The organism is Methylocystis sp., assembly GCF_051061225.1.
Taxonomy (GTDB): domain Bacteria; phylum Pseudomonadota; class Alphaproteobacteria; order Rhizobiales; family Beijerinckiaceae; genus Methylocystis.
Genome location: NZ_JBPFEB010000107.1, coordinates 1 through 20,250, shown reverse-complemented (window position 1 = coordinate 20,250; position 20,250 = coordinate 1). Strand labels below are relative to the sequence as shown.

General features: G+C 66.7%; 20 protein-coding genes and 1 pseudogene. 11 read left to right on the top strand and 10 right to left on the bottom strand.

Translation table 11 applies throughout. The features are described from left to right. Positions 1-146: 146 nt before the first annotated feature. Genes ACR652_RS18800 through ACR652_RS18780 form a run of 5 tightly spaced genes read left to right on the top strand, consistent with a single transcriptional unit; the run spans position 147 to position 8,165 of the window. Positions 147-1,163, top strand: coding sequence for a ligase-associated DNA damage response exonuclease (locus ACR652_RS18800; protein ID WP_434508003.1), 1,017 nt, complete (start codon positions 147-149; stop codon positions 1,161-1,163). Continuing rightward, entirely contained in the window at positions 1,160-2,890 is a 1,731-nt protein-coding gene (locus tag ACR652_RS18795) for an ATP-dependent DNA ligase (protein ID WP_434508002.1), read from the top strand. The genes ACR652_RS18800 and ACR652_RS18795 overlap by 4 nt, the downstream gene beginning before the upstream one ends. Then, a complete protein-coding gene (locus tag ACR652_RS18790) occupies positions 2,883-5,171 on the top strand; it encodes a DEAD/DEAH box helicase (RefSeq protein WP_434508001.1) in 2,289 nt (762 codons plus the stop codon). Before ACR652_RS18795 ends, ACR652_RS18790 begins: the two co-directional genes overlap by 8 nt. Then, complete coding sequence (gene pdeM / locus ACR652_RS18785) at positions 5,168-5,920, top strand: ligase-associated DNA damage response endonuclease PdeM (RefSeq protein ID WP_434508000.1); 753 nt, start codon at positions 5,168-5,170, stop codon at positions 5,918-5,920. The genes ACR652_RS18790 and pdeM overlap by 4 nt, the downstream gene beginning before the upstream one ends. Next, positions 5,871-8,165, top strand: coding sequence for a hypothetical protein (locus ACR652_RS18780; protein WP_434507999.1), 2,295 nt, complete (start codon positions 5,871-5,873; stop codon positions 8,163-8,165). Before pdeM ends, ACR652_RS18780 begins: the two co-directional genes overlap by 50 nt. A gap of 156 nt (positions 8,166-8,321) precedes the next feature. On the opposite strand, the gene ACR652_RS18775 is transcribed toward ACR652_RS18780, so the two are convergent. The 4 genes from ACR652_RS18775 to ACR652_RS18760 all read right to left on the bottom strand — a co-directional run bounded on the left by ACR652_RS18775 (position 8,322) and on the right by ACR652_RS18760 (position 10,249). After that, positions 8,322-8,675 carry a DsrE family protein gene (locus ACR652_RS18775; RefSeq protein WP_434507998.1) on the bottom strand — a complete coding sequence of 118 codons (354 nt, stop codon included), beginning with the start codon at positions 8,673-8,675 and terminating at the stop codon, positions 8,322-8,324. Positions 8,676-8,786: 111 nt separating this feature from the next. Beyond that, positions 8,787-9,071 (bottom strand): hypothetical protein, encoded by a 285-nt coding sequence (locus ACR652_RS18770; protein WP_434507997.1) that lies wholly within the window; start codon positions 9,069-9,071, stop codon positions 8,787-8,789. 101 nt (positions 9,072-9,172) lie between these two features. Continuing rightward, on the bottom strand, positions 9,173-9,616 hold the full coding sequence (locus ACR652_RS18765; protein WP_434507996.1) for a response regulator: 444 nt from the start codon (positions 9,614-9,616) through the stop codon (positions 9,173-9,175). A gap of 258 nt (positions 9,617-9,874) precedes the next feature. Then, the gene (locus ACR652_RS18760; protein WP_434507995.1) at positions 9,875-10,249 is read right to left on the bottom strand and encodes a hypothetical protein; all 375 of its coding nucleotides are present in this window, start codon (positions 10,247-10,249) and stop codon (positions 9,875-9,877) included. Between the two features lie 72 nt (positions 10,250-10,321). Here ACR652_RS18760 and ACR652_RS18755 point away from each other — a divergent pair, with 72 nt between their 5' ends. Then, positions 10,322-11,062, top strand: a complete 741-nt coding sequence (locus ACR652_RS18755) for a manganese efflux pump (RefSeq protein WP_434507994.1) — start codon at positions 10,322-10,324, stop codon at positions 11,060-11,062. A gap of 30 nt (positions 11,063-11,092) precedes the next feature. Here the strand turns inward: ACR652_RS18755 and ACR652_RS18750 are convergent, their stop codons facing one another. Both ACR652_RS18750 and ACR652_RS18745 read right to left on the bottom strand, forming a co-directional pair. Continuing rightward, positions 11,093-11,494 carry a hypothetical protein gene (locus ACR652_RS18750; RefSeq protein ID WP_434507993.1) on the bottom strand — a complete coding sequence of 134 codons (402 nt, stop codon included), beginning with the start codon at positions 11,492-11,494 and terminating at the stop codon, positions 11,093-11,095. Positions 11,495-11,853: 359 nt separating this feature from the next. Then, complete coding sequence (locus tag ACR652_RS18745; RefSeq protein WP_434507992.1) at positions 11,854-12,054, bottom strand: hypothetical protein; 201 nt, start codon at positions 12,052-12,054, stop codon at positions 11,854-11,856. Positions 12,055-12,303: 249 nt separating this feature from the next. Here ACR652_RS18745 and ACR652_RS18740 point away from each other — a divergent pair, with 249 nt between their 5' ends. From ACR652_RS18740 to ACR652_RS18720, 5 genes are all read left to right on the top strand, one after another. After that, the gene (locus tag ACR652_RS18740; protein ID WP_434508042.1) at positions 12,304-12,624 is read left to right on the top strand and encodes a septal ring lytic transglycosylase RlpA family protein; all 321 of its coding nucleotides are present in this window, start codon (positions 12,304-12,306) and stop codon (positions 12,622-12,624) included. A gap of 140 nt (positions 12,625-12,764) precedes the next feature. After that, positions 12,765-12,995, top strand: coding sequence for a hypothetical protein (locus tag ACR652_RS18735; RefSeq protein ID WP_434507991.1), 231 nt, complete (start codon positions 12,765-12,767; stop codon positions 12,993-12,995). Between the two features lie 184 nt (positions 12,996-13,179). Then, positions 13,180-14,388, top strand: coding sequence for a hypothetical protein (locus tag ACR652_RS18730; RefSeq protein ID WP_434507990.1), 1,209 nt, complete (start codon positions 13,180-13,182; stop codon positions 14,386-14,388). Positions 14,389-14,426: 38 nt separating this feature from the next. Next, positions 14,427-14,879 carry a Spy/CpxP family protein refolding chaperone gene (locus ACR652_RS18725; RefSeq protein ID WP_434507989.1) on the top strand — a complete coding sequence of 151 codons (453 nt, stop codon included), beginning with the start codon at positions 14,427-14,429 and terminating at the stop codon, positions 14,877-14,879. A gap of 16 nt (positions 14,880-14,895) precedes the next feature. Next, complete coding sequence (locus tag ACR652_RS18720; RefSeq protein ID WP_434507988.1) at positions 14,896-15,900, top strand: YheT family hydrolase; 1,005 nt, start codon at positions 14,896-14,898, stop codon at positions 15,898-15,900. Between the two features lie 25 nt (positions 15,901-15,925). Here ACR652_RS18720 and ACR652_RS18715 read toward each other — a convergent pair whose 3' ends face one another. From ACR652_RS18715 to ACR652_RS18700, 4 genes and pseudogenes are all read right to left on the bottom strand, one after another. After that, a complete protein-coding gene (locus ACR652_RS18715; RefSeq protein WP_434507987.1) occupies positions 15,926-16,708 on the bottom strand; it encodes a 3-hydroxybutyrate dehydrogenase in 783 nt (260 codons plus the stop codon). A 102-nt stretch (positions 16,709-16,810) separates the two neighbouring features. Continuing rightward, the gene (locus tag ACR652_RS18710) at positions 16,811-17,371 is read right to left on the bottom strand and encodes a hypothetical protein (RefSeq protein WP_434507986.1); all 561 of its coding nucleotides are present in this window, start codon (positions 17,369-17,371) and stop codon (positions 16,811-16,813) included. 125 nt (positions 17,372-17,496) lie between these two features. After that, a complete protein-coding gene (locus ACR652_RS18705; RefSeq protein ID WP_434507985.1) occupies positions 17,497-19,788 on the bottom strand; it encodes an ATP-binding protein in 2,292 nt (763 codons plus the stop codon). Positions 19,789-19,997: 209 nt separating this feature from the next. Beyond that, a pseudogene (locus tag ACR652_RS18700) lies at positions 19,998-20,250 on the bottom strand (PQQ-dependent dehydrogenase, methanol/ethanol family); the annotation flags it as partial.

Here is a 20,250-nt window from a genome sequence, read left to right as displayed (position 1 = left end):
GAAGCGGTGGCACGCAAACATGGCGCCAGACGTCTGGCGCGAGGCTGGCGCGGCCCCATGACGGGCGGCCAGCCTCCGGCTTTGCGGCGCCTTGTCTACCGGCGCGACGCAACCCATTTTGACAGTCAGAACCGAACACGCGCGGAATGGATCTCATCGTCGCAACGCCGCAGGGCCTCTACTGCCCGCCGGGCGGATTTCATATCGACCCCTGGCGGCCCGTCGCGCGCGCGCTGATCACTCATGGCCATTCCGATCATGCACGCTGGGGCTCGCAAGCCTATCTGTGCCAGACCGACTGCGCGCCGATCCTCAGGCGGCGTCTCGGCGACGTCTCGATCGAGACGCTCGCTTACGGCGACCGCATCGACGTCAATGGCGTGACCGTCTCGCTGCATTCCGCCGGCCATGTGCTCGGCTCGGCGCAGGCGCGCTTGGAGTATCAGGGCGAGGTCTGGGTCGCCTCCGGCGATTACAAGACCGAAGCCGACGGCGTCAGCGCGCCCTTCGAGCCGGTGCGCTGCCATGTCTTCATCACCGAATCGACCTTCGGTCTGCCGATCTATCGCTGGCGGCCGCAAGCCGAGATCATGGCGGAGGTGAATGGCTGGTGGCGCGAGAATGCCGCCGCCGGGCGGGCGAGCGTCGTCTTTGCCTATGGGCTCGGCAAGGCCCAGCGGCTTTTGACGCATCTCGATCCGACGATCGGCCCGATCGTCTGTCACGGCGCCATCGAGCCGATGAACGACATTTACCGCGGGCAGGGCGTGGCGCTTCCGGCGACCCGGCGCGTGTCGGAAATCTCAGGCAAGGACGCATTTGCTCAGGCGCTGATCCTGGCGCCGCCCTCGGCCGCCGGCACGGGCTGGATGCGCCGCTTCGGCGATTATTCCGACGCCTTCGCCAGCGGCTGGATGCAGATTCGCGGCAATCGCCGCCGGCGTGGGGTGGATCGCGGCTTCGCGCTCTCCGACCACGCCGACTGGCCGGGGCTGATCGAAGCGATCCACGCCACGGGCGCCGAGCGCATTTACGCCACGCATGGTTCGGTTGGCGCGCTGACGCGCTATCTGCGCGAAGGCGGGCTCGACGCACGCACGCTCCATACCGAGTATGGCGAGGAGGAAGCTGAGAGCGGCGCGTCCGAAGAGGCGGCGCCGTGAAGGATTTCGCCGCGCTCTATCGCGATCTCGACGCCGCGACCGCAATCAGGCGCAAGCAGCAGGCGCTCGGCGCCTATCTGCGCGCCGCCATCGACGATCCGGCGCAACATGCGAGCGCCGCCTGGGCGGTGTACTTTCTCGCCGGCGGCAAGCCGCGCCAGCTTGCGCCGACGAGGCTCCTGCGTCGACTCGCGCTCGAGGAGGCGCAATTGCCGGAATGGCTGTTCGACGAATGCTATCAGACGGTGGGCGATCTCGCGGAGACATTGGCGTTGCTGCTGCCGCTCGGCGGCGGCGGCGAGGATCTCTCGCTCGACGGCTGGCTGCGCGCGCGCCTGCTGCCGCTGCGCGCCGCGCCGGAAGAGGAAAAATATGCGCAGCTGTGCGAATGGACGCGGAAGCTGCCGCAGCCGCAGCGGCTCGTGTTCTTCAAGATCATCACGGGCGAATTGCGCGTCGGCGTCTCCCGTCTTCAGGTCACGCAGGCGCTGGCGCAGGCCGCCGGCGTCGACGCCACACGCATGGCGCAACGCATGATGGGCTATACGCAGGCCGGCCGCGCGCCATCGGCCACGGATTTCGCCGCGCTCACCGCGCCCGTCAGCGCCGATGAAGACGAAGCGCTGAAAGAAGGCCAGCCCTATCCCTTCTATCTCGCGCATCCCTTCCAGCATGCGGTGGAGGACATGGCGGACATTCTCGGTCCCGTCGACGACTGGATCATCGAATGGAAATTCGACGGCATACGCGCGCAATTCGTCCAGCGCGGCGCCCAGTGGCAAGTGTGGTCGCGCGGCGAGGAGCTGGTGACGGACTCCTATCCCGAGCTTGCCGAAATGAGTCGCTGGCTGCCGGACGGCGTCGCGCTGGATGGCGAACTGGTCGTGTTGCGCGCCGACGACGCGTCCGGCCCCGAGGATCTTTCCGGCTTGCAACCATTCGCGCTGTTGCAGCAGAGATTGGGCCGCAAGACGGTGAGCGCGAAAAACCTGCGCGACCTGCCGGTTGTTTTCATCGCTTACGATCTTCTCGAAAGGGACGGCGCGGATCTGCGCGCCTTGCCGCAGATCGAACGGCGCCGGGCGCTGGAGGCGCTGGTCGTGGCGGCGCTGTCTCGAGCGCGCAATTTCGGCGTGCTGCCGCCCTTGCGACTCAGTCCCGTGTTGAGCGCGCCCGACTGGCCGGCGCTCGCCGACAAGCGCGAAGAGGCGCGCGCGCTGGGCGTGGAGGGGATGATTTTGAAGGCTCGCTCGGGCGCCTATGGCGTCGGGAGGCGCAAGGGCTCGGATCGCGATAATGTCTGGTGGAAATGGAAGCTCGATCCGATGAGCGTCGACGCCGTGCTCATCTACGCGCAGCGCGGGCATGGGCGTCGCTCCGGCGTTTACAGTGATTACACCTTCGCGGTTTGGAGCGATGCGCCGGAGGCGCGCGAGCGGTCTCTCGTGCCCTTCGCCAAAGCCTATTCGGGCCTCACCGACGCCGAGATGCGCGCCGTCGACGCGATCATTCGCAAGACCACCGTCGAGACCTTCGGCCCCGTGCGCAGCGTGCGGCCGACGCTTGTCTTCGAACTGGGCTTCGAGGGCATCGCGGAGAGCCGGCGCCACAGGAGCGGCGTCGCCGTGCGCTTTCCGCGCATGCTGCGCTGGCGCCTGGACAAGCCGGTCGAGGAAGCCGACACGCTCCAGACGCTGCGCGAACTGCTGCCGGTCCGCCATGCTTGACCGTACGACGCTACACAGCGCCGTGGCGCGCTTGTTCGAGTCGAAGGGCTGGCGGCCCTTCGACTTTCAAAGGGAGGTGTGGGCGCGCATGGCGGCGGGCGAGAGCGGCCTGCTGCATGCGACGACAGGCGCCGGCAAGACGCTGGCGGTCGCGCTCGGCGCCTGGCAGGCGTTGCGCGAGCCGCCCACAGGGCTGACGGTGCTCTGGGTCACGCCCATGCGGGCGCTCGCCGCCGACACGACCCGCGCCTTGTCCGAAGCGCTCGACGCGCTGCATGTTCTCGACGCCACGGCGCCGCGCTGGACGCTGGGCCTGCGCACTGGCGACACGTCTTCGAGCCAGCGCGCGGCTCAGAGCCGCAAGCCGCCGACGCTGCTGGTGACGACGCCGGAGAGTCTCTCGCTTCTCCTCTCGCGCGAAAATGCGCGGGACTATTTCGCCGAACTGCGCTGCGTCGTGGTCGACGAATGGCACGAATTGCTCGGTAACAAGCGTGGCGTGCAGACACAGCTTGCGCTGGCGCGTCTGCGCCGCTTCCGGCCCGGTCTGACGACATGGGGCATGTCCGCCACGCTCGGCGACCTCGACGCTGCGAAACGCGCGCTGCTCGGCCCGCAGGGCGCGGGCGCGCTGATCGAGGCGCGGCTGAAGAAGAAACTGGTCATCGACACGCTCATCCCGCAGGCGCCGGAGCGCTTTCCATGGGCGGGCCATCTCGGACTCAAGATGGCGCCACAGGTCGTCGCCGAAATCGAGGCGCATGAGAGCACGCTGCTCTTCACCAATACGCGCGCGCAAGCCGAGCTCTGGCGCCAGCATCTCTTGCGGCTTCGGCCGGAGTGGGCCGAGCGCGTCGGCATCCACCACGGCTCTCTCGCGCAGGAAGAGCGCGACGCCGTCGAGCGCGCGCTGAAGGCGGGCGCGCTCAAGGCCGTCGTCTGCACGTCGAGCCTCGATCTCGGAGTGGATTTCCTGCCTGTCGAGCGCGTGCTCCAGATCGGCTCGCCCAAGGGCGTGGCGCGGCTGCTGCAACGGGCCGGCCGCAGCGGCCATGCGCCGGGCCGCGTCTCTCGTGTGACGCTGGTGCCGAGCCACAGTCTCGAACTCGTCGAATCGGCGGCGGCGCAGGCGGCGATCCGCAAGGGCCGCATCGAAAGCCGCTCCTCGCCCGTCGCGCCGCTCGACGTGCTGGCGCAACATCTCGTCACCGTGGGGCTGGGTGGCGGCTTTCGACCCGAAGAGCTGCTGGCGGAAGTGCGGGAGACGGTCGCCTATGAGACGCTTTCCGACGAAAACTGGCGCTGGTGCCTCGATTTCGTGCGGCAGGGCGGCCCGACGCTGCGCGCCTATCCGGATTACCGCCGGGCGGCGCCGGGGCCGGACGGCGTCTGGCGCGTCACGGACAAGCGGCTGGCGCTGCGCCATCGGCTCAACATCGGGGCCATCGTCGCGGATGCGAGCGTCCTGGTGCAATATGGCCCCGCGCCGCGCGGACAAAAGCTCGGGACGGTGGAAGAGACCTTCGCGCGCGCCGCGCAAGGCGACATCGACTCGCCCGAACTGTGCGCGGCGCGTCCCCTGCTGCGATTGCAGCAAAAATGGTCCGCCCTGCCGACCCCGCACAGCCTGCTCGCCGAGACGCTGAAATCGCGCGAAGGCTGGCATTTGTTTCTCTATCCCTTCGCCGGACGCAATGCGCATCTGGGGCTCGCGAGCCTCCTCGCCTGGCGGGCGGCGCAGATCGCGCCCGGCGCCTTCTCCATCGCGGTGAATGATTACGGCTTCGAGCTGCTGAGCGGCGCCGCGCGCGACTGGGCCGCCGATCTGCCCCGTCTCATCGAGGCCCGCGGCCTCGAGGCGACGCGCGCGGAGGTCGTCGAAAGCCTCAACGCCGCCGAACTGGCGCGCCGCCGCTTCCGCGACATTGCGCAAATCGCGGGGCTGGTCGTCAACGGCTATCCGGGCGAACGCAAGAGCGTGCGGCAGTTGCAGGCGTCGTCGAGCCTGTTCTACGACGTCTTCCGCCGATATGATCCGGAGAACGGCCTGCTGAAGCAGGCGGAGCGGGAATTGCTGGAGGATGAGCTCGACGTGCGGCGGCTGCATGAGGCGCTGGTGAGACTGAACGCGCGGCGGCTCGATTGCGTCGCGCTGGAGCGCTGCTCGCCGCTCGCCTTTCCGCTGGTGGCCGAGCGTTTTCGCGAGAGCCTCAGCACGGAGAGTTTCAACGCCCGCATCGAGCGCATGCTCGCGCAGCTCAACGCCGCCGCCGACAAATGAGCGCGACGGTCCATCCCTGCCACGGCCTGCTGCTGCTGCCGGAACGCGCGGCGTTTCAGGCGCAGACGCGCACGCTCTGGATCGCCGATCCGCATTTCGGCAAGGCGGCGAGTTTTCGCGCCCTCGGCCAGCCGGTCCCGCGCGGGACGACGGAAGAGACCCTGCGCCGCCTCGGCGCGCTCGTCGAGGCCCATGGCGCGCGGCGTCTCGTCGTGCTGGGCGATTTCCTGCACGGCCGCGCCGGGCGCACGCAGCGCTTGTTCACGCAATTGACAGAGTGGCGCGCGGCGCGGGCGGCGCTGGACTGCGTCGTGGTGCGCGGCAATCACGACGCTCATGCGGGCGACGCGCCGGCGGAGTGCGGCTTCGTCAGCGTGGACGAGCCCTTTGCGCTCGACGGGGTCGAAGGCTGGCACCACGCCCCCGCGCCGCTCGGGGCCGAAGGGCCGGTCGTGCTCTCGGGTCACATCCACCCGGTGGCGCGGCTCTCCGGTCCCGGCCGCGACCGGCTGCGCCTCCCCTGTTTCTGCCTGCGCGGGCGCGAGATCGTCCTGCCGGCTTTCGGCGCGTTCACGGGCGGCCATCCGGTCGAACCGCGCCACTGGCGCGAACTGGTGGTGACGACGGGAACGCATCTGTTCGCAATCCCCGCCGGCCCGCGCATTTTGCGCCGGGGCGCGCAGGCGCTAAGAAGCGGCCATGACGACGACCCTCTCGCAAAAAGACATCGCCGCGACCGCGACCCGTGACGAACCCTATGCGTTCGCCGCGACGCTCTTCCTCGCCTGCGCCGCGCTGCTCGCCTTTCCCTGGCTTTCCGGCCGCGTGACCATCCCCTGGGACGCCAAGGCGCATTTCCAGCCGCAGTTCGTCTTTCTCGCGCATGCGCTGCATTCGGGCCAGTCACCGTTCTGGACGCCGAATGTCTTCGCCGGCATGCCGCAGATCGCCGATCCGCAATCGCTGATCTTCGCGCCCTTCTTTCTCATCGCGGCGGCGCTCGTTCCCGAGCCCTCCTTTATTCTCGAGGACGCCATCGTCTTCGCCATGCTCGCCATGGGCGCGCTGGCGTTGATGGCGTATTTTCGTGATCGCGGCTGGAGCGCGGCGGGCGCCCTCGTCGCCGCCTTCGCCTTCGCGTTCGGAGGCTCGGCGGCGTGGCGCATTCAGCATACCGGGCAGATCATGAGTCTGTCCTGGCTCCCCGTCACGCTGTGGCTGCTGGCGCGCGCGCTCGACCGGCGCTCCGCCGGTTCTGGCGCCGCCGCCGGCGCGGTCGCGGCGTTCATGGTGCTTGGGCGCGATCAGGTCGCCTTTCTCGGCGTGCTGACGCTCGCGGCCTATGCGCTTTACCGCGTGGCGACCGACGACAAGCCCATCTTGAGCGCGCTTGCGCCGCTGCTCTCCGGCGCCGCCGTCGGCGCGGCGATCATCGCTCTGCCGCTCGCCTTCACGCTGGAGCTCGCCGCGCATTCCAACCGGCCCGAAATCGATCTCGACGGCGCGCACAAGGGGTCGCTGCCGCCGGCGTCGTTTCTCACGCTGCTCTCTGCGAACATCTTCGGGACCGACGGCCCTCTCGCCGCCTTCTGGGGGCCGCCGGTCGGCGAGCCCGATCTCTATCTCGCGCGCAACATGACGGATGTGTACGCCGGCGCGCTGACGCTCGTCGCGGTCCTCGCCGCGCTGGGGCGGCGCTTCGTCGCGAACAAAGAGGCGCGATTCTTCGCGGCCGCGCTCGCCTTCTTCGCGCTCTATGCGCTCGGCCGCTACACGCCGGCCTTCGCGCTGATCTATCACATCCCCGGCGTCGATCTGTGGCGCCGACCCGCCGACGCGACCTTCCTGTTCGGCTTCGCGCTGGCGATCCTCGCGGGTTATGGCTTCACCCTGATCGAGCGCGGCGAGAGCAGGCCCCGCGCCGCCGCGCTGATCGCGACGATGGTTGCTCTCTTCGCGCTCGCCGCGGTTTATGCGGCTCACAAGGCGCATCTGGCCCAGGCGCTCACGCCGCTGGCGCTCGGCGCCGCGCTGACGGCCGCCGCCGTCATGCTGAGTCTCGCCGTCAGCGGCGGGCGGCTGCGCGGCGTGGCGCTGGTGAGCGCGGTCGCCGCGCTGATGACGGCGGACCTCGCCGTGAGCAACGGCCCCAATGAATCGACCGCGCTGCCGCCGGAGCAGTTCGACGTGCTGCGCGCGAATACGAAGGATCCGGTCATCGCCTTTCTGAAGGAGCGCTTGCAGGAAAACGCCGCGCCCGACCGGCGCGACCGCGTCGAACTCGCGGCGATCGACTTCCACTGGCCGAACGCGACTCTTGTGAATGGGCTCGACCATGATCTCGGCTACAACCCGATCCGCCTGAAAATCCTCGAAGACGCGACCGGCGCCGGCGATCATCTGGCGCTGCCCGAGCAGCGCGAGTTTTCGAAGCTCTATCCGGCCTACCGCTCGCCGCTCTCCGACATGCTCGGATTGCGTTATGTCGCGACGGGCGTGCCGATCGAGGAGATCGACAAGCGTTACAAGCCCGGCGATTTCACCGAGCTGACGCAGATCGGCAAGACGCATCTCTACGAAAACAAGAGCGCCTTTCCGCGCGTGATGGTCGCGACCTGCGCCCTGCATGTCGATTTCGCCGGTCTGGAGCAAAGCGGCGAATGGCCGGAGGCCGATTATCGCGAGACCGTTCTGCTGGAGGAGCCGCCCATCTGCCATTCGCGCAAGGGCCTTCCGCCCGACGCCGCGCGGGCGCGCATCCTGTCTTACGGCAACACGAAGATCGCGGTGGAAGCCCATGCGCCGCCGGGCGGCGGCTGGCTCGTTCTCAACGATGTCTGGCACCCGTGGTGGTTTGCGACTCTCGACGGCGCGCCGGCGGATATTCTGCGGGCGAATGTGATGTTCCGCGCGGTGGCGATTCCAGAAGGACGCCATGAGATCCGCTTCGTCTTTCAGCCCCTCCAGGGTCTGATCCGCGAAATAAGGGGCTGACGCGCGTCGAGATTAAGGCTTGTTTCAGATTCGAAAGGCCCGACTCGCGCGCTCGCGATTCGGGCCTATTTTGTTCACGCCCTGTACGGCGGTTCCAGAACTGAGACACGCCGCCCCCGCGCAGCCTTTACGCTTCGTTTTTCATCTGGCGAGGGATCAGAAATTCACGATTTTGGACTCTGGCCGCCTTGCCGCGCCGACAAAATCGCCCATGCCGCCGAGCTTCGTTCGCTTGTCCAGCGCCGCGGCGTCGAGTCCGCGCGCTTCGAGGCAGGGCTTGCAGACGAAGATCGTCGCGTTGGGATGCGCGGCGACATCCTCATATTTGTTGGGCGGCCCGACGGGCACGAGCCGCGCGGCGGCTCCCTCGACGGCGGCGAAGACCGAATCGGCGAAGAGCATGAGCGTCACGCTGTCGCCGTCCTGCAGCGCCGTCGCGGCGAAGATGAAGGGCAGCATCGCCCGCGTCGGGTCGGTTGGGCCATAGGTGGCGGAGATCACGAAATGCATCGCCTTTTTCCTTCCTTCGTCCTGAGCAAGCCGTTCAGACGGAAAGGGTAGGGATTTCCCGCGCCGCCGCAAACACCGGGACCGATTGCGGCGTGAAGGAGCGACGGCTGTTTACCAGCCGTAGCCGTATCCATAGGCCGGCGCGTAGCCATAGGCGGGGCCATAACCATAGGCGGGATAGCCATAGCCATAATCATAGCCGTAAGCCGGCTGGCTTGCGGCGGCTCCGACCAGCGCGCCGACAGCCATCCCCGCAACCGCGGCGCCCGCAATCGCGCCAGCGTCGGGCCGCGAGCGGTAGTAATAGCCGCCAGCCGAAGCCGGGGTCGCCGCAATCGTGCTGGCCAACGCCAGAGCCACAATCGAGCCGGTGATGATCTTGCTGAACCTGGTCATGTCTGCCTCCACGAAACTGCGGTTTTCGATGGAGAGAAGCTAGCCCGTCCCGAACGTCCCGGATGTGCGCCCGATCACATGACGCCCGAGGGCAGGGACGCTCATCGCCGCAAGCCGAGCCGCTTCGCCAGGATGAGGCACGATTGCGCCGTCGCCGCGCAGTCATCCTTGCACCAAAGAACGCCGCACAGCGATTGGTAGGAAGCGGGTTTGGCGAGATGCTCGTCAAAGCCGGCCGCGCGCGAGCGCTCTTCGACGGCGTCCCTCGACCATGCGGTATGGGCGATGAGCCTGACGCTCCGCCCCTCCGGCAACTCCCGAATGCGGCGGGCGGTCTCGTACCCATCCATCTCGGGCATGCCGAGGTCGAGGAAAACGACCTCCGGTTTGAATCGCTCGAAGGCTTCCAGACCGGCTTGCCCGCCATAAGCCGCCCACGCGGTCGCGCCGCCCCTCGCGAGCACGCTCGCAAGACTGTCTGCGATATCCTCATTATCGTCGATGATGAGAATCTTGTGCGCGCCAAGCGTTTCATCCGCTTCCACCAACCTGACCTCCGCCGTCTCGCGCCCTCGCCAGGCTGCTCCGTCGGATCGGGCGGCCGCCTCCGCGCGTGCGGAGAGAAGGCCGGAGGAAGGTCAGGGCGCCATGGCGTCGCGGCGCTTTTGAACACGCGCAGAAGATGGCCCGAACCCCGCGCAATGACAATTCCGCGACTTGCCGCGCGCGAAAGAGCCGCGCGTCAGTTTGTCACTCAGGACAGTTCGTTCGAGAGACCGCGTGGCGGCCCGCGTTGCAGATTGTCAGGACTGCGGCCTCAGAGCGCAAGCCCTGCTGCAAATATAGCCGCGGCGGAGGTTATGACGCCCGAAGCACTCCGGCGGCGCAAAGATCGACCCGCCGCACCGCATCGCCGACTCCTTGAGAAGAGTGGTGTCTTCGTCCGAGAAACCGTCGAGCGAAATCACAAGCGCCTTGAGCTGCTCCAGAAACGGAGCCAGCGCGCGAAGGGTTCGTTCGTCGTCCGCCTTCAGAAAATATTCGGCTTGGCAGCCGGTGTTCAAAAAGCAGAGGCCGACCGTCTTAATGGGATCTGCAAAAGACATGCTGGCGCCCGATCCTCGGACCTGAGAGAGCAATCTAGAACGCCGCCGGCGGTTTATCAAGAACATGCGCAATTCCCCGCCTCCGCAGATGTTCGGCTCGGAGAGCGACATAGATTGGCTAGTCGGGGAAGCGACGGAGGGCAATTGGACAAGATCAAGCCTCCTGCTGAAGGTGTGACCCGCGGCGACAGCGTGATGTTGCTCGTTTCCGGGTCCGCCGCTGTGGCGCTGGCGCTCGCGCTGCCGTTGATCGCGGGCGTCGCGCAGGCGCCCGGCCAGCAACTGGTCTCAGCGCTCGCCATCGCGCTCGCCAACAACGTCGATAATCTCGGGGCCAGATTGGCCTACAGCGTTCAGGGAACAAAAGTCGGCGTGTTCATCAACGCGTGGATTTCCGCCATCACGCTTTTCGTCTCGACGGCCGCCGCCTGCTCCGGCCAGGCTCTTCTTGCGCTGCTCGGAAGATATGTCACGTCGCTTCTCGCCATGAGCATGCTGGTCGCGCTCGGGCTGTGGATGATTCTGCACGCGCGCCTGCAAAGTTGGCATGAGCGAATCCATGAGGAAAAAACAGCCACGCGGCCGCTCGAGATTCTCAACAAGCCGCAGGACGCGGACATAGACGATTCCAAACATATCGATTTCATGGAAGGCACGGTGCTGGGCGTCGCCCTGTCGATCAACAACATCGGCGGCGGAGTCACAGCCGGCGCGATGGGCGTCGATCCGCTGCTGGTCGGTTCGCTTTCCGCCATTGTCAGCTTCACCGCGCTGTTCGCCGGCAATCATTTGGCGGATTTCTTCATCCGCAGGCGCATCTCCGACAAGGCTGCGATCGTTGGCGGCGCAGCCTTGATCCTGATCGGACTGAAGCAGATCTTCTAACCGCTTGTGAGCGCGCTTTCCGGCCTGTCATCAAAGTCCGTTTGCGCGGCTATGGACAAAACAGCGTGCGATGCATGTCGTCTCGCTTGCGAGCGTCGCGGCGATTTGCGGCGACGTTCCCACTTGCGCGTAGCTTGCAACATTCATGAGAGCGAATGCCGCGCCATTCCGGCGCTCGTCGTCAGGCAACGTCTTGATGTCCCGATCAAACGCGTCGACAAATTGGCGCAGGGCCGTCACCGTCGCATTCGATCTGAAAGCGTCGCCGATCCGGAGCAGAAGCGTGGCGTAGCCACGATAAAACTCACTGGGACAGGTCGGATCGTACCGCTGCGCCCACATGGCCGCCATGGTCCCCTCGTCGACAAGCCGGCCGGCGAGATGCGTCAGTGTGGCGTCGTCCAGCCACACGCCAATCATGCCTGTGCTCATGGATTCGCGCGCCCCTCGTTTGCGCCGCGCCTCGCGACGGCTTGCGTCGGAGTGACGCCGGCGCAGCGAAACGGGCTTGTAGCGTGTTCGTCATAATGGTGGCCGCAATCCTCGCAGCGACTTCCCTGCCCCCTGAATGCGGAGCAGGAACAAAGGCGACAGCGTCCGAGACCGCACCAGAAGGAATGTTTCGAGTCGTCTTGCCAGTCAGACAGGTTTCGCATGGGTCACCGCTCCCGGGACAAAAAGTGAGCGCGTGTTGTTTTGGAACCCTCAGAAATAACAGTGTCGTACTTACAGATTGAAATGACGTGACAGCATCCAGACTCGCAACCGCGAGAACATGATCATAGCGTTTTTCATGCAGGACTCCGAGTCTTTTCAGGAAGAAGACTCTTGCCGCGCACATCCCGCTGACTGCTGTCGATCACATCTTTGCAAAGCAGGCGGCGCAACACAGAAGAAACTGAACATCTTTCGGCGCCTGCCACATTTTCCGTCCAATTCCGCCAGCTTCTCCAGGATATTTCGCCATCATCGGCGGATAGATACTCAGCCATCCCACCATATCCATGCAACTCATGCCTGCGCGTTACCATCGTGCGCACGGGCATTTCTTTATTCGAGGTGGGATGCACACAGGAGTTGACGACCGCATGAAGCATATCTGTGTTATGGCTGCGTTCCTTGGTTCGATGACCGTCTCCGCCATGGCGGATGTTCAAGCGCCGGGCGGTTCGAGCGCAGATCCACAACCACAGCCGTCCTTTGGCCATTACGGCAACGCCGCGCCGAGAGTTCCTCTCGCCATGCCGCAAAACGCCCGCAGCTTCGTGGCCAATGCGTCCTATTACGGCGGCGGGCCCCGCCGGTTCGAACCCAATACGCATACGGCGAGCGGCGAACGATTCAATCAGTGGGGCATGACCGCCGCGCATCGCACCCTGCCGCTGGGCACGCGTCTGCGCGTGACGCATCAGGGGCGTTCCGTCGTGGTGCGCGTCAATGATCGCGGACCCGCGGTCTGGACCGGCAGAAGTCTCGACCTGTCGCGCGGCGCCGCGACGGCCATCGGCCTCATTTCCGCCGGCGCCGGCGCGGTCGAAGTGCAGGTGTTGGGCGGCGGCTAAAGAAGCCGCCCACGAAAATCGCGCGGCTGGCTGGCCTGCTGAAAGGCCGCCAGCCGCGCGTCGCAAGCGGACCATGACGCGAAGGCCGTGCAGGAACAAACCTCTTTCGTCTCCGTTGCCTCCCTCTCAGGGAGAGCGAAATGCGGAAGACGATGACAATAGCGATGCTGTCGCTGCTGCTGTGGGCGCCCAGCGAGGCGGCCTTCGCTAAAGGCTGCATCAAGGGCGCGATCGTGGGCGGCGTGGTTGGCCATTACGCAGGCCGGCACGGGACGCTCGGCGCGATCGCCGGCTGCCTCTATGGCCGGCACGAAGCGAACAAGCGCCACCATGAAGTCCGCAGGGATTGGCGTGAGCGCGGCTGGATGTAGCCTCGCCAACGGCCCCATTCCGTCCCTCCCATGATTTTGCCCGCCGCTCCCAGCGGGGCGCTCTTCACATCGGCGTGACCTGCGCCGCTCGCCCTGCTCGCGCCGTTTTCAATCACCATCTTGCCGGGCGTTCGCGGTCCTCGCGAACAGGCGCGATTTCAGTACGGTAATGAGAGGGATTGGCATGAACCGGCGCATCAGAAGCCTGTTTGTCGCCGTGCTGGCGGCGATCTTCGCGCTCGACGCCACGCTCGCGCCAGCGCTTGCGCAGGGCTTTCATTTTGGCGGTGGACACGGCTTTGGCGGCGGCGGCGGCTTCGGCGGTGGGCCACGCTTCGGCGGCGGCGGCTTCGGCGGCGGGCCGCGCATGGGCGGGGGCGGCTTTGGCGGCTTCGGCGGCGCTCCGCGTGTTTTCAGCGGGGGCGGCTTCGGCGGCGGACCGCGCTTTGGCGGCGGCGGCTTTGGTGGCTTCGGCGGCGGACCACGCTTCGGCGGCGGCGGCTTTGGCGGCGGGCCGCGCATGGGCGGGGGCGGCCTGTTCGGCGGCTTGCCGGGGCTCGGCGGTCTGCCCGGCTTCGGCCGTCCCATGGGGTCCTTTGGCCGTCCTTCCGGTTTCGGCGGGATGCGCGGCCTGTCGCAACCGGGGTTCAACCCGGGCAGAGGGATGCGCGGTCCGGGCTTTGGGCCAGGCCCCGGAGGCCTGGCGGGCGCGGGCCGCAACATGTTCGGCAGGCCGGGTCATGGCCTCCAGATGGGTCCGGGCCCCGGCGGCGGCGCGCTTGGCGGCGGCATGCTTGGCGCGGCCGGGCTTGGCGGCGCGCGCAACGCGATGTTCCATGGCGGAGCCGCGCCCTTCGTCGGCGCCAGCCTGGGCCACGGCGGCTGGATTGGCGGATGGGGGCAGAGGAACTGGGGCGGCTGGCCCGCCTCTCCCTGGGTCTCCAACGGCTGGTGGGGCGGCTACGGAGGCGGCTACGGCTGGGGTGGTTACTGGGGCGGCTATGGTTGGGGCGGCTATGGCTGGAACGGCTATGGCTGGGGCCTCGCCAGCCTTGCGCTCGGCATGGGCCTCGCCCTGGCGAGCGCCTATTACGACCCCTTCTTCCTGCCGGGGGCGTATGGAGTCTACGCGCCCTTTGCCGATCCCTATTTCGGGTTCGCGGCCTACGATCCTTTCTTTCCCTGGCTCTGTCCGCCGCTCTATGCGTACTATCCGGCCTTTTACGCCTATCCTCTCTACGCCGGGCCCTTCATCGGCGCGCCCTTCGCTCCAGCGATCTACGCCGAGGCGGCCTATGTCGGCCCTCCTCCGCTTTACGCCTATCCTGTCGGCTACGCTTATCCGGCCGCGCCGGCGGTTTCCTACGCTTCCTACGGCGGCGCGCTCTGGTGAGAGCGGCGCCCCCACATCTGAACCGGGATGACTTGAACATGAGAAACAGCCTGAAAGCCGCGGCGCTGACGCTTCCGCTGGCTCTTGCCGCGGTCGGCGCCTTCGGCCAGGAGCTCGGCGGGTCGCGGCAGGGCGGCGGCGCCGCCGCGCCGGAGATGATGTGCCGGCCCTATGAACACGTCGACGGCCAGCTCGCCTACATCCGCGCCGAACTCAAACTGACGCCGGCGCAGGAAGCGCAGTGGAACGTTTTCGCGACGGTGTTTCGCGATGAGAAGGAGCGTCAGGCGCTCAACTGCCGCCGCGCCCAGGATCAAAACCGGCAAATGGCGGCGGCGAGCCTGCCGGACTCGATGAGGTTGCGCGCCCAGCATCTCTCCGAGCAGCTCGACTCGCTGCGCAGGCTCGACGCCGCGCTTCAGCCTTTCTACGAGTCGCTCAGCAAGGAGCAGAAGAAAGTCGCCGACGACATCATGAAGGGCGCCCCCTGAGACGCGCCTGAGCCAAGTGGAAGACCCGCGCGCCTGCCTTCCGATTGCGCCGTTCGAGGAACGGGCGCCCTGGTTCGGGCCTGATCTTCAGACCATCCGCAACATTCTGGCGCCCGCGCCGCCCGATCTTCCGGGCGGCGAGCGGCTGCTGCTGCCCGTTTCCGGCGGCGATCGGCTCGTCGCCCGGATCGACGGGCGCGCGGCGGCGGGCGCAAGGCCGCTGATCGTCCTCGTCCATGGGCTGACCGGCTCCGAGGAGAGCCGGAATGTCAGTGCGACGGCGCGCCGCCTCGTGAGCGAGGGCTGGCCGGTCATGCGTCTGAACCTGCGCGGCGCCGGCCCGTCGCGCGCGACGTCCTCAGGCCGTTACCATGCAGGCCGCACGGAAGATCTGGCGGCCGCGCTGCGCGCGCTCCCGCCGGAGCTCGTGCGCCACGGGATCGTGCTGGTCGGGCATTCGCTGGGCGGCAATCTCGTGTTGAAGTTCATGGGCGAGCCCTGGCCCGATACGCCGGTTCTCGGCGCCGTCGCCGTCTCCGCGCCGCTCGACCTGGCGGCGACCAGCGCGCATATGATGCGGCCAAGGAATGTCATCTATCACCGCTATCTGCTGCAGGCGCTCAAACATGAGGCGCTCGCGCCCGGCGCCGGAATGACCGCAGCCGAACGATCCACGGTAAGAGAGGCGCGAAGCATCTTCGAGTTCGACGATCGTTTTGTCGCGCCGCTGTTCGGCTACAGGGACGCCACGGCCTATTACGAGGCCAACTCCTGTGGCAGGTTCCTGAACGCCATCGACCGCCCGACGCTGCTCATTCACGCTCTGGACGATCCGTGGATCCCCCCGTCCGCCCATGCGGCGCTAGACTGGAGCCGACCGGCCATGATCGAAACAGCCTTTTCACGGAAAGGCGGCCATCTCGGCTTTCATGGACGGGGAAGCCCGATTCCCTGGCACGACCGGGTCATGACGTCATGGCTGGCGCGGCGCCCATGGTCGCCGCGCGCCCCTCTGCCCTGAGCGCGACACGGAAGGACGCCCAATCTCACTGCGCCGTCCAGCCGCCGTCCATGGGAAGAATTGCGCCGGTGATCGCGCTCGCGGCGTCGGAGGCCAGATACACGGCGAGGTCCGCGACTTCCTGCGGCGTGACGAAACGCCGGATCGGTTGCGCCGCCAGCAGGACCTGATCCATCACCTCTTCCCGCGTCATGCCGCGCGCCGCCATCGTCGCCGGAATCTGCCTGTCGACAAGCTCCGTCCAGACATATCCCGGCGCGATGGCGTTCACCGTGATGCCGTCGCGCGCGGTTTCGAGCGCCGCCGTTTTGGCGAGGCCGGCGAGACCATGCTTGGCGGCGACATAGGCGCTCTTGAACGGCGACGCCACAGTCGCATGGGCGGAGGCGATGAGAATGATCCGGCCGCGCTTGCGCGATTTCATCTGCGGCAGCACCGCGCGCATGGCGTAGAAGGCCGAGGACAGATTCGTCGCCAGCACGCGCGACCACGCCTCGATCGGAAACTCCTCGATTGGCGCCACATGCTGCACGCCGGCGTTGGCGACGAGAATATCCACGCCGCCGAATCTCCGCGTCGCCGCGGCGATCATGTCTTCGACCTCATCGGCGTTGGCGACGTCCGCGCGCCAGCCCATCACACCGACGTCATGATCCTGCGCCAGGGCCACGCGCGCGGCCTCGACCTGCGCGGCGTCGCTCGCGCCATTCACGACGACATTGGCGCCGCTCTTCGCAAAGGCGCGCGCGATTTCGAACCCGATCCCGCGCGTCGAGCCGGTGACGAGCGCCGTTTTCCCCGCAAACATCGCGACCCCTTTTCACATCCGGCCGCCTCGGCCGCCTTCGTGTCAGATAGGCCGCGACACGGAGACGGGAGAGGCCCGCTCTCCCGTTCTCCCGAGCGTTTCTCAGGCAGCGGTTTTCCTGAGGTTGGAAAGATAAGCGGCGGTCTTTTCGATCGAGGGAGCAAGCCGCTTTCTGAGCGCGTCGAGATGCGGCTCGATCTGTTTTGCAAAGTCGCGCATCTCCTGCTCGGACGGCGCATGCGCGCTGACAAAGGCGCGAAGCGCCGCATGCGCCCGCGCCAGTTCGGCCTGCGGCTTGCCGGCCTGGATGTCGGCGATCGCCTGATCGAGCGCCGACCGCGCGACGCGCGCGGAGAGGGAGAGATAGGCGCGCGCCTTCACGGAGAAGGCGGCGCTTTCCCGGCGGACGAGCGCCGTGATCTCATTCGCCCTGACCAGCGCGTGAATCCTGTCGTTGAGTTTGCGCGTCTCCGCTTCGAGGCGCCAGGTCGCGTATTCCTGCCGCTTGAGCTCCCAGATCGCGTCTGCATGACTCGCGCGCAGGACCTCCATCTCGGCTTCGAGCCTTGCGACATGATCCTTGATGGCGTCGACCATCTGGAACGAAAATTTGCCGGCCTCGAGCTGGGCCATCGCGACGTCGAATTTCATCATGTTGGACATAACGGTCGCTCCAATTTCGGTTCAGCGACCATCGTCGGGCGATGGTAAAATTTTCGTTTCCACGAAGGTCATTGCCCAAAAGATCGCCATGCGCGCGAGCGTGTCTGAAAGACCACGCCCGTTGCTCACGCCGCCAGCACATCCTGCAAGGATGCGACGGTCGCGGGCTTGGCCAATCCCCGGTCGAAGCCCGCGTCGCGCGCGTTGGCGGGAATCTGATCTTCCTCCGACGCGGACAGCGCGACCAGCGTGATCGACCCGCCGTCGGGAAGCGCGCGGATGCGACGCGCGGTTTCGCAGCCGTCCATCTCGGGCATGCCAAGATCGACAAACACCAGATCCGGCTGAAACGCCGGCACCTGTGCGAGTCCGCAAGCGCCGCTGTAGGCGACGCGGACGGTTGCGCCGAGCGTTTCGAGGAGCATGACGAGACTGTCGGCGACATTCCGGTCGTCGTCGATGACGAGAATGCGGCGCGCGCGTTCGGCGTCCGCGTCGCCGTCCTCCTGTTCCGGCGCGCTGGCGTTCTTTGATAGAAGCGGCAGCCGCACAGTGAAGACGCTGCCCCGCCCGGGGCCATCGCTCTGAGCCTCGACGGAGCCGCCATGCAGCGCCACGAGACTGCGCACCAGCGCAAGACCAATCCCGAGGCCGCTGCGACTGCGTTCGGAGGAGCGATCGACCTGGGCGAAAAGATCGAAGATGCGCGGAAGCATCTCTTTTGGAATGCCGACGCCATTGTCCCTGACCGTAATGACGGCCATGTCGCCTTCGCAGGACGCCTCCATGCTGATCAGGCCGTCGGGCTCCGTGTAATTCGCGGCGTTGTTCAGAAGGTTCGCGAACACCTGCGTCAGCCGCACCGGATCGGCCGAAATGATGATCGGCTCCGCCGGGAGCGACAGCTTGAGCTCATGCCGTCGCTCCGAGAGAATGGGATCGGCGACGTCGCGCGCGTTTCGCAGCGCTTCGCCGATGTCCATGTTCTGCTTGCGCAGGGCGATCTTGCCGCTGGTGATCCTGGAGACTTCCAGGAGGTCGTCGACGAGGCGGATGAGATGCTTGACCTGGCGCTCCACCATGGAAAGGAGCTTGAGCCGCCGCTCATCCCAGGACTCGTCGAGCGCCTCCCGCCGCAGGAGACATGTCGCGTTGTAGATCGGGGCGAGCGGGTTGCGCAGCTCATGCGCCAGCATTGCGAGAAACTCGTCCTTGCGCCGATCCGCCTCGCGGAGACGCTCGGTCGCGTAACGCAACTGACGCTCCGCCTGCACGCGCTCGGTGATGTCGATCGCGACGCCGCCCACGGCATAGGGAGCGTCATCGGCGTCCCGGATCGGAAATTTGCTGACGATCGAGTGATGCACGAGCCCGTCGTCCTGCTCGAGCGTCTCCACCGAGATCACGCCCCTGCGGCTCACCAGCGCTTTCTGATCGTTGCGGCGAAACTGTCTGGCGGTTTCCGCGTCGAAGATTTCCTCGTCCGTCTTGCCGAAAAGCGCTTGCTCGCTCATCTGGAACGCCCGCATGGTCGCTTCGGTCGCGTATTGGTAGCGTCCCTGCAAGTCCTTGATCCAGGCGAGGCCCGGCAGATAACGCATGAAGCTCGCGAAGCGCTCCTCGCTCTGGCGCAGCGCGTCGACCGCGCGCCTGCGTTCGGTCATATCCGTGTGGCTGATGACAACGGCCGCCGGCGCGCAATCGGCCCGCGCGGCGTGCATGACAAACCAGCGTTCCTCATCGGGCGCATGGCAGGGATATTCCATCTCGAAGGCCGATCGCTCGCCGGCGAGGAGCGCCTGCAAGCCCTCGAGAGCGGCCTTTGCGTAAGGATCTCCCTGATCCGCCGCCCTGCGGCTTGCCGCGAGATAGTTGGCGCCGACGGACACGGCGAAACTCGATCCCTTGTTTTCCGTTGCAAAGCGCTCCCATCGCTTGTTGACGGTGAGCACGTCGCCGTTCGCGCTGATGACGGTGATTTCATGAGGCAGCGAATCGAGCACGCCGCAGATGAAGGATTCGCGCGCCTTCAGCTCGGCGTCGGCGGCCTCGCGGCTGCGCGCCCCCGCGAGGCGGATTTCCGCCTCGAGCGCGCGCTGATAGGCGCTGGCGCGCGCGCGCGCAAAGCCGGCGACGCTCAGGCCGATGGCGACAAACACCGCGACACGGACCATGTCGCTGCTTTGATCGATCCGCCAGGACCCGACCGGCTCGATGAAGAGATAGGTTGCGGCGAGCGCCGACAGCACGGTCACGCACACGGCGGATGCGGCGCCGTCGACGGCGGCCGCGATCAGCACCGCGAGGAAATAGGTTGGAAACGGCTGGGCGTGGAGGAGATTGTCCAGCCAGTAGCGCGCCGCCGTCGCCGCCGCCACCAGCAGCACAGCCAAAGCGTAGCAGCGGAAAGCTTTCATTTTCCCGCCAGGATGTTCACTGGGACTCAAGCAACGGCTCCCGCTTCTGCGTTCGGGAGAGTTAAGGGACAGCGTCCGGAAGTAGCAAGCAGAAGCTTGCCGAATGTGAACGCTCCGCCCGCGTCGGGACGGCCGCAGCTTGATTTTGGGAGGCGCGAGGCGCCCGGCGAAGCATTCGCCGGGCGCCGATGTTCTTACAAGCCGTCCGATCAGTCGTTCGGCAGGCCGAACACGCTCAGCACGCCGCCGAGCGCGGTGTAGTTGGCGAGCGAGGCGTAGTTGCCGACCGCGCCAAGGCCCTCGTTCGACTTCGACAGACCCGCCGCGAGGCCGATGCCCGCCCAGCCGCCGACGCCCGACAGAACCGCCACATACTGCTTGCCGCCAGCTTCATAGGTGATCACGTTGCCGATGATGCCCGACGGGGTCTTGTACTTGTAGAGCTCCTTACCGGTCTTCGAA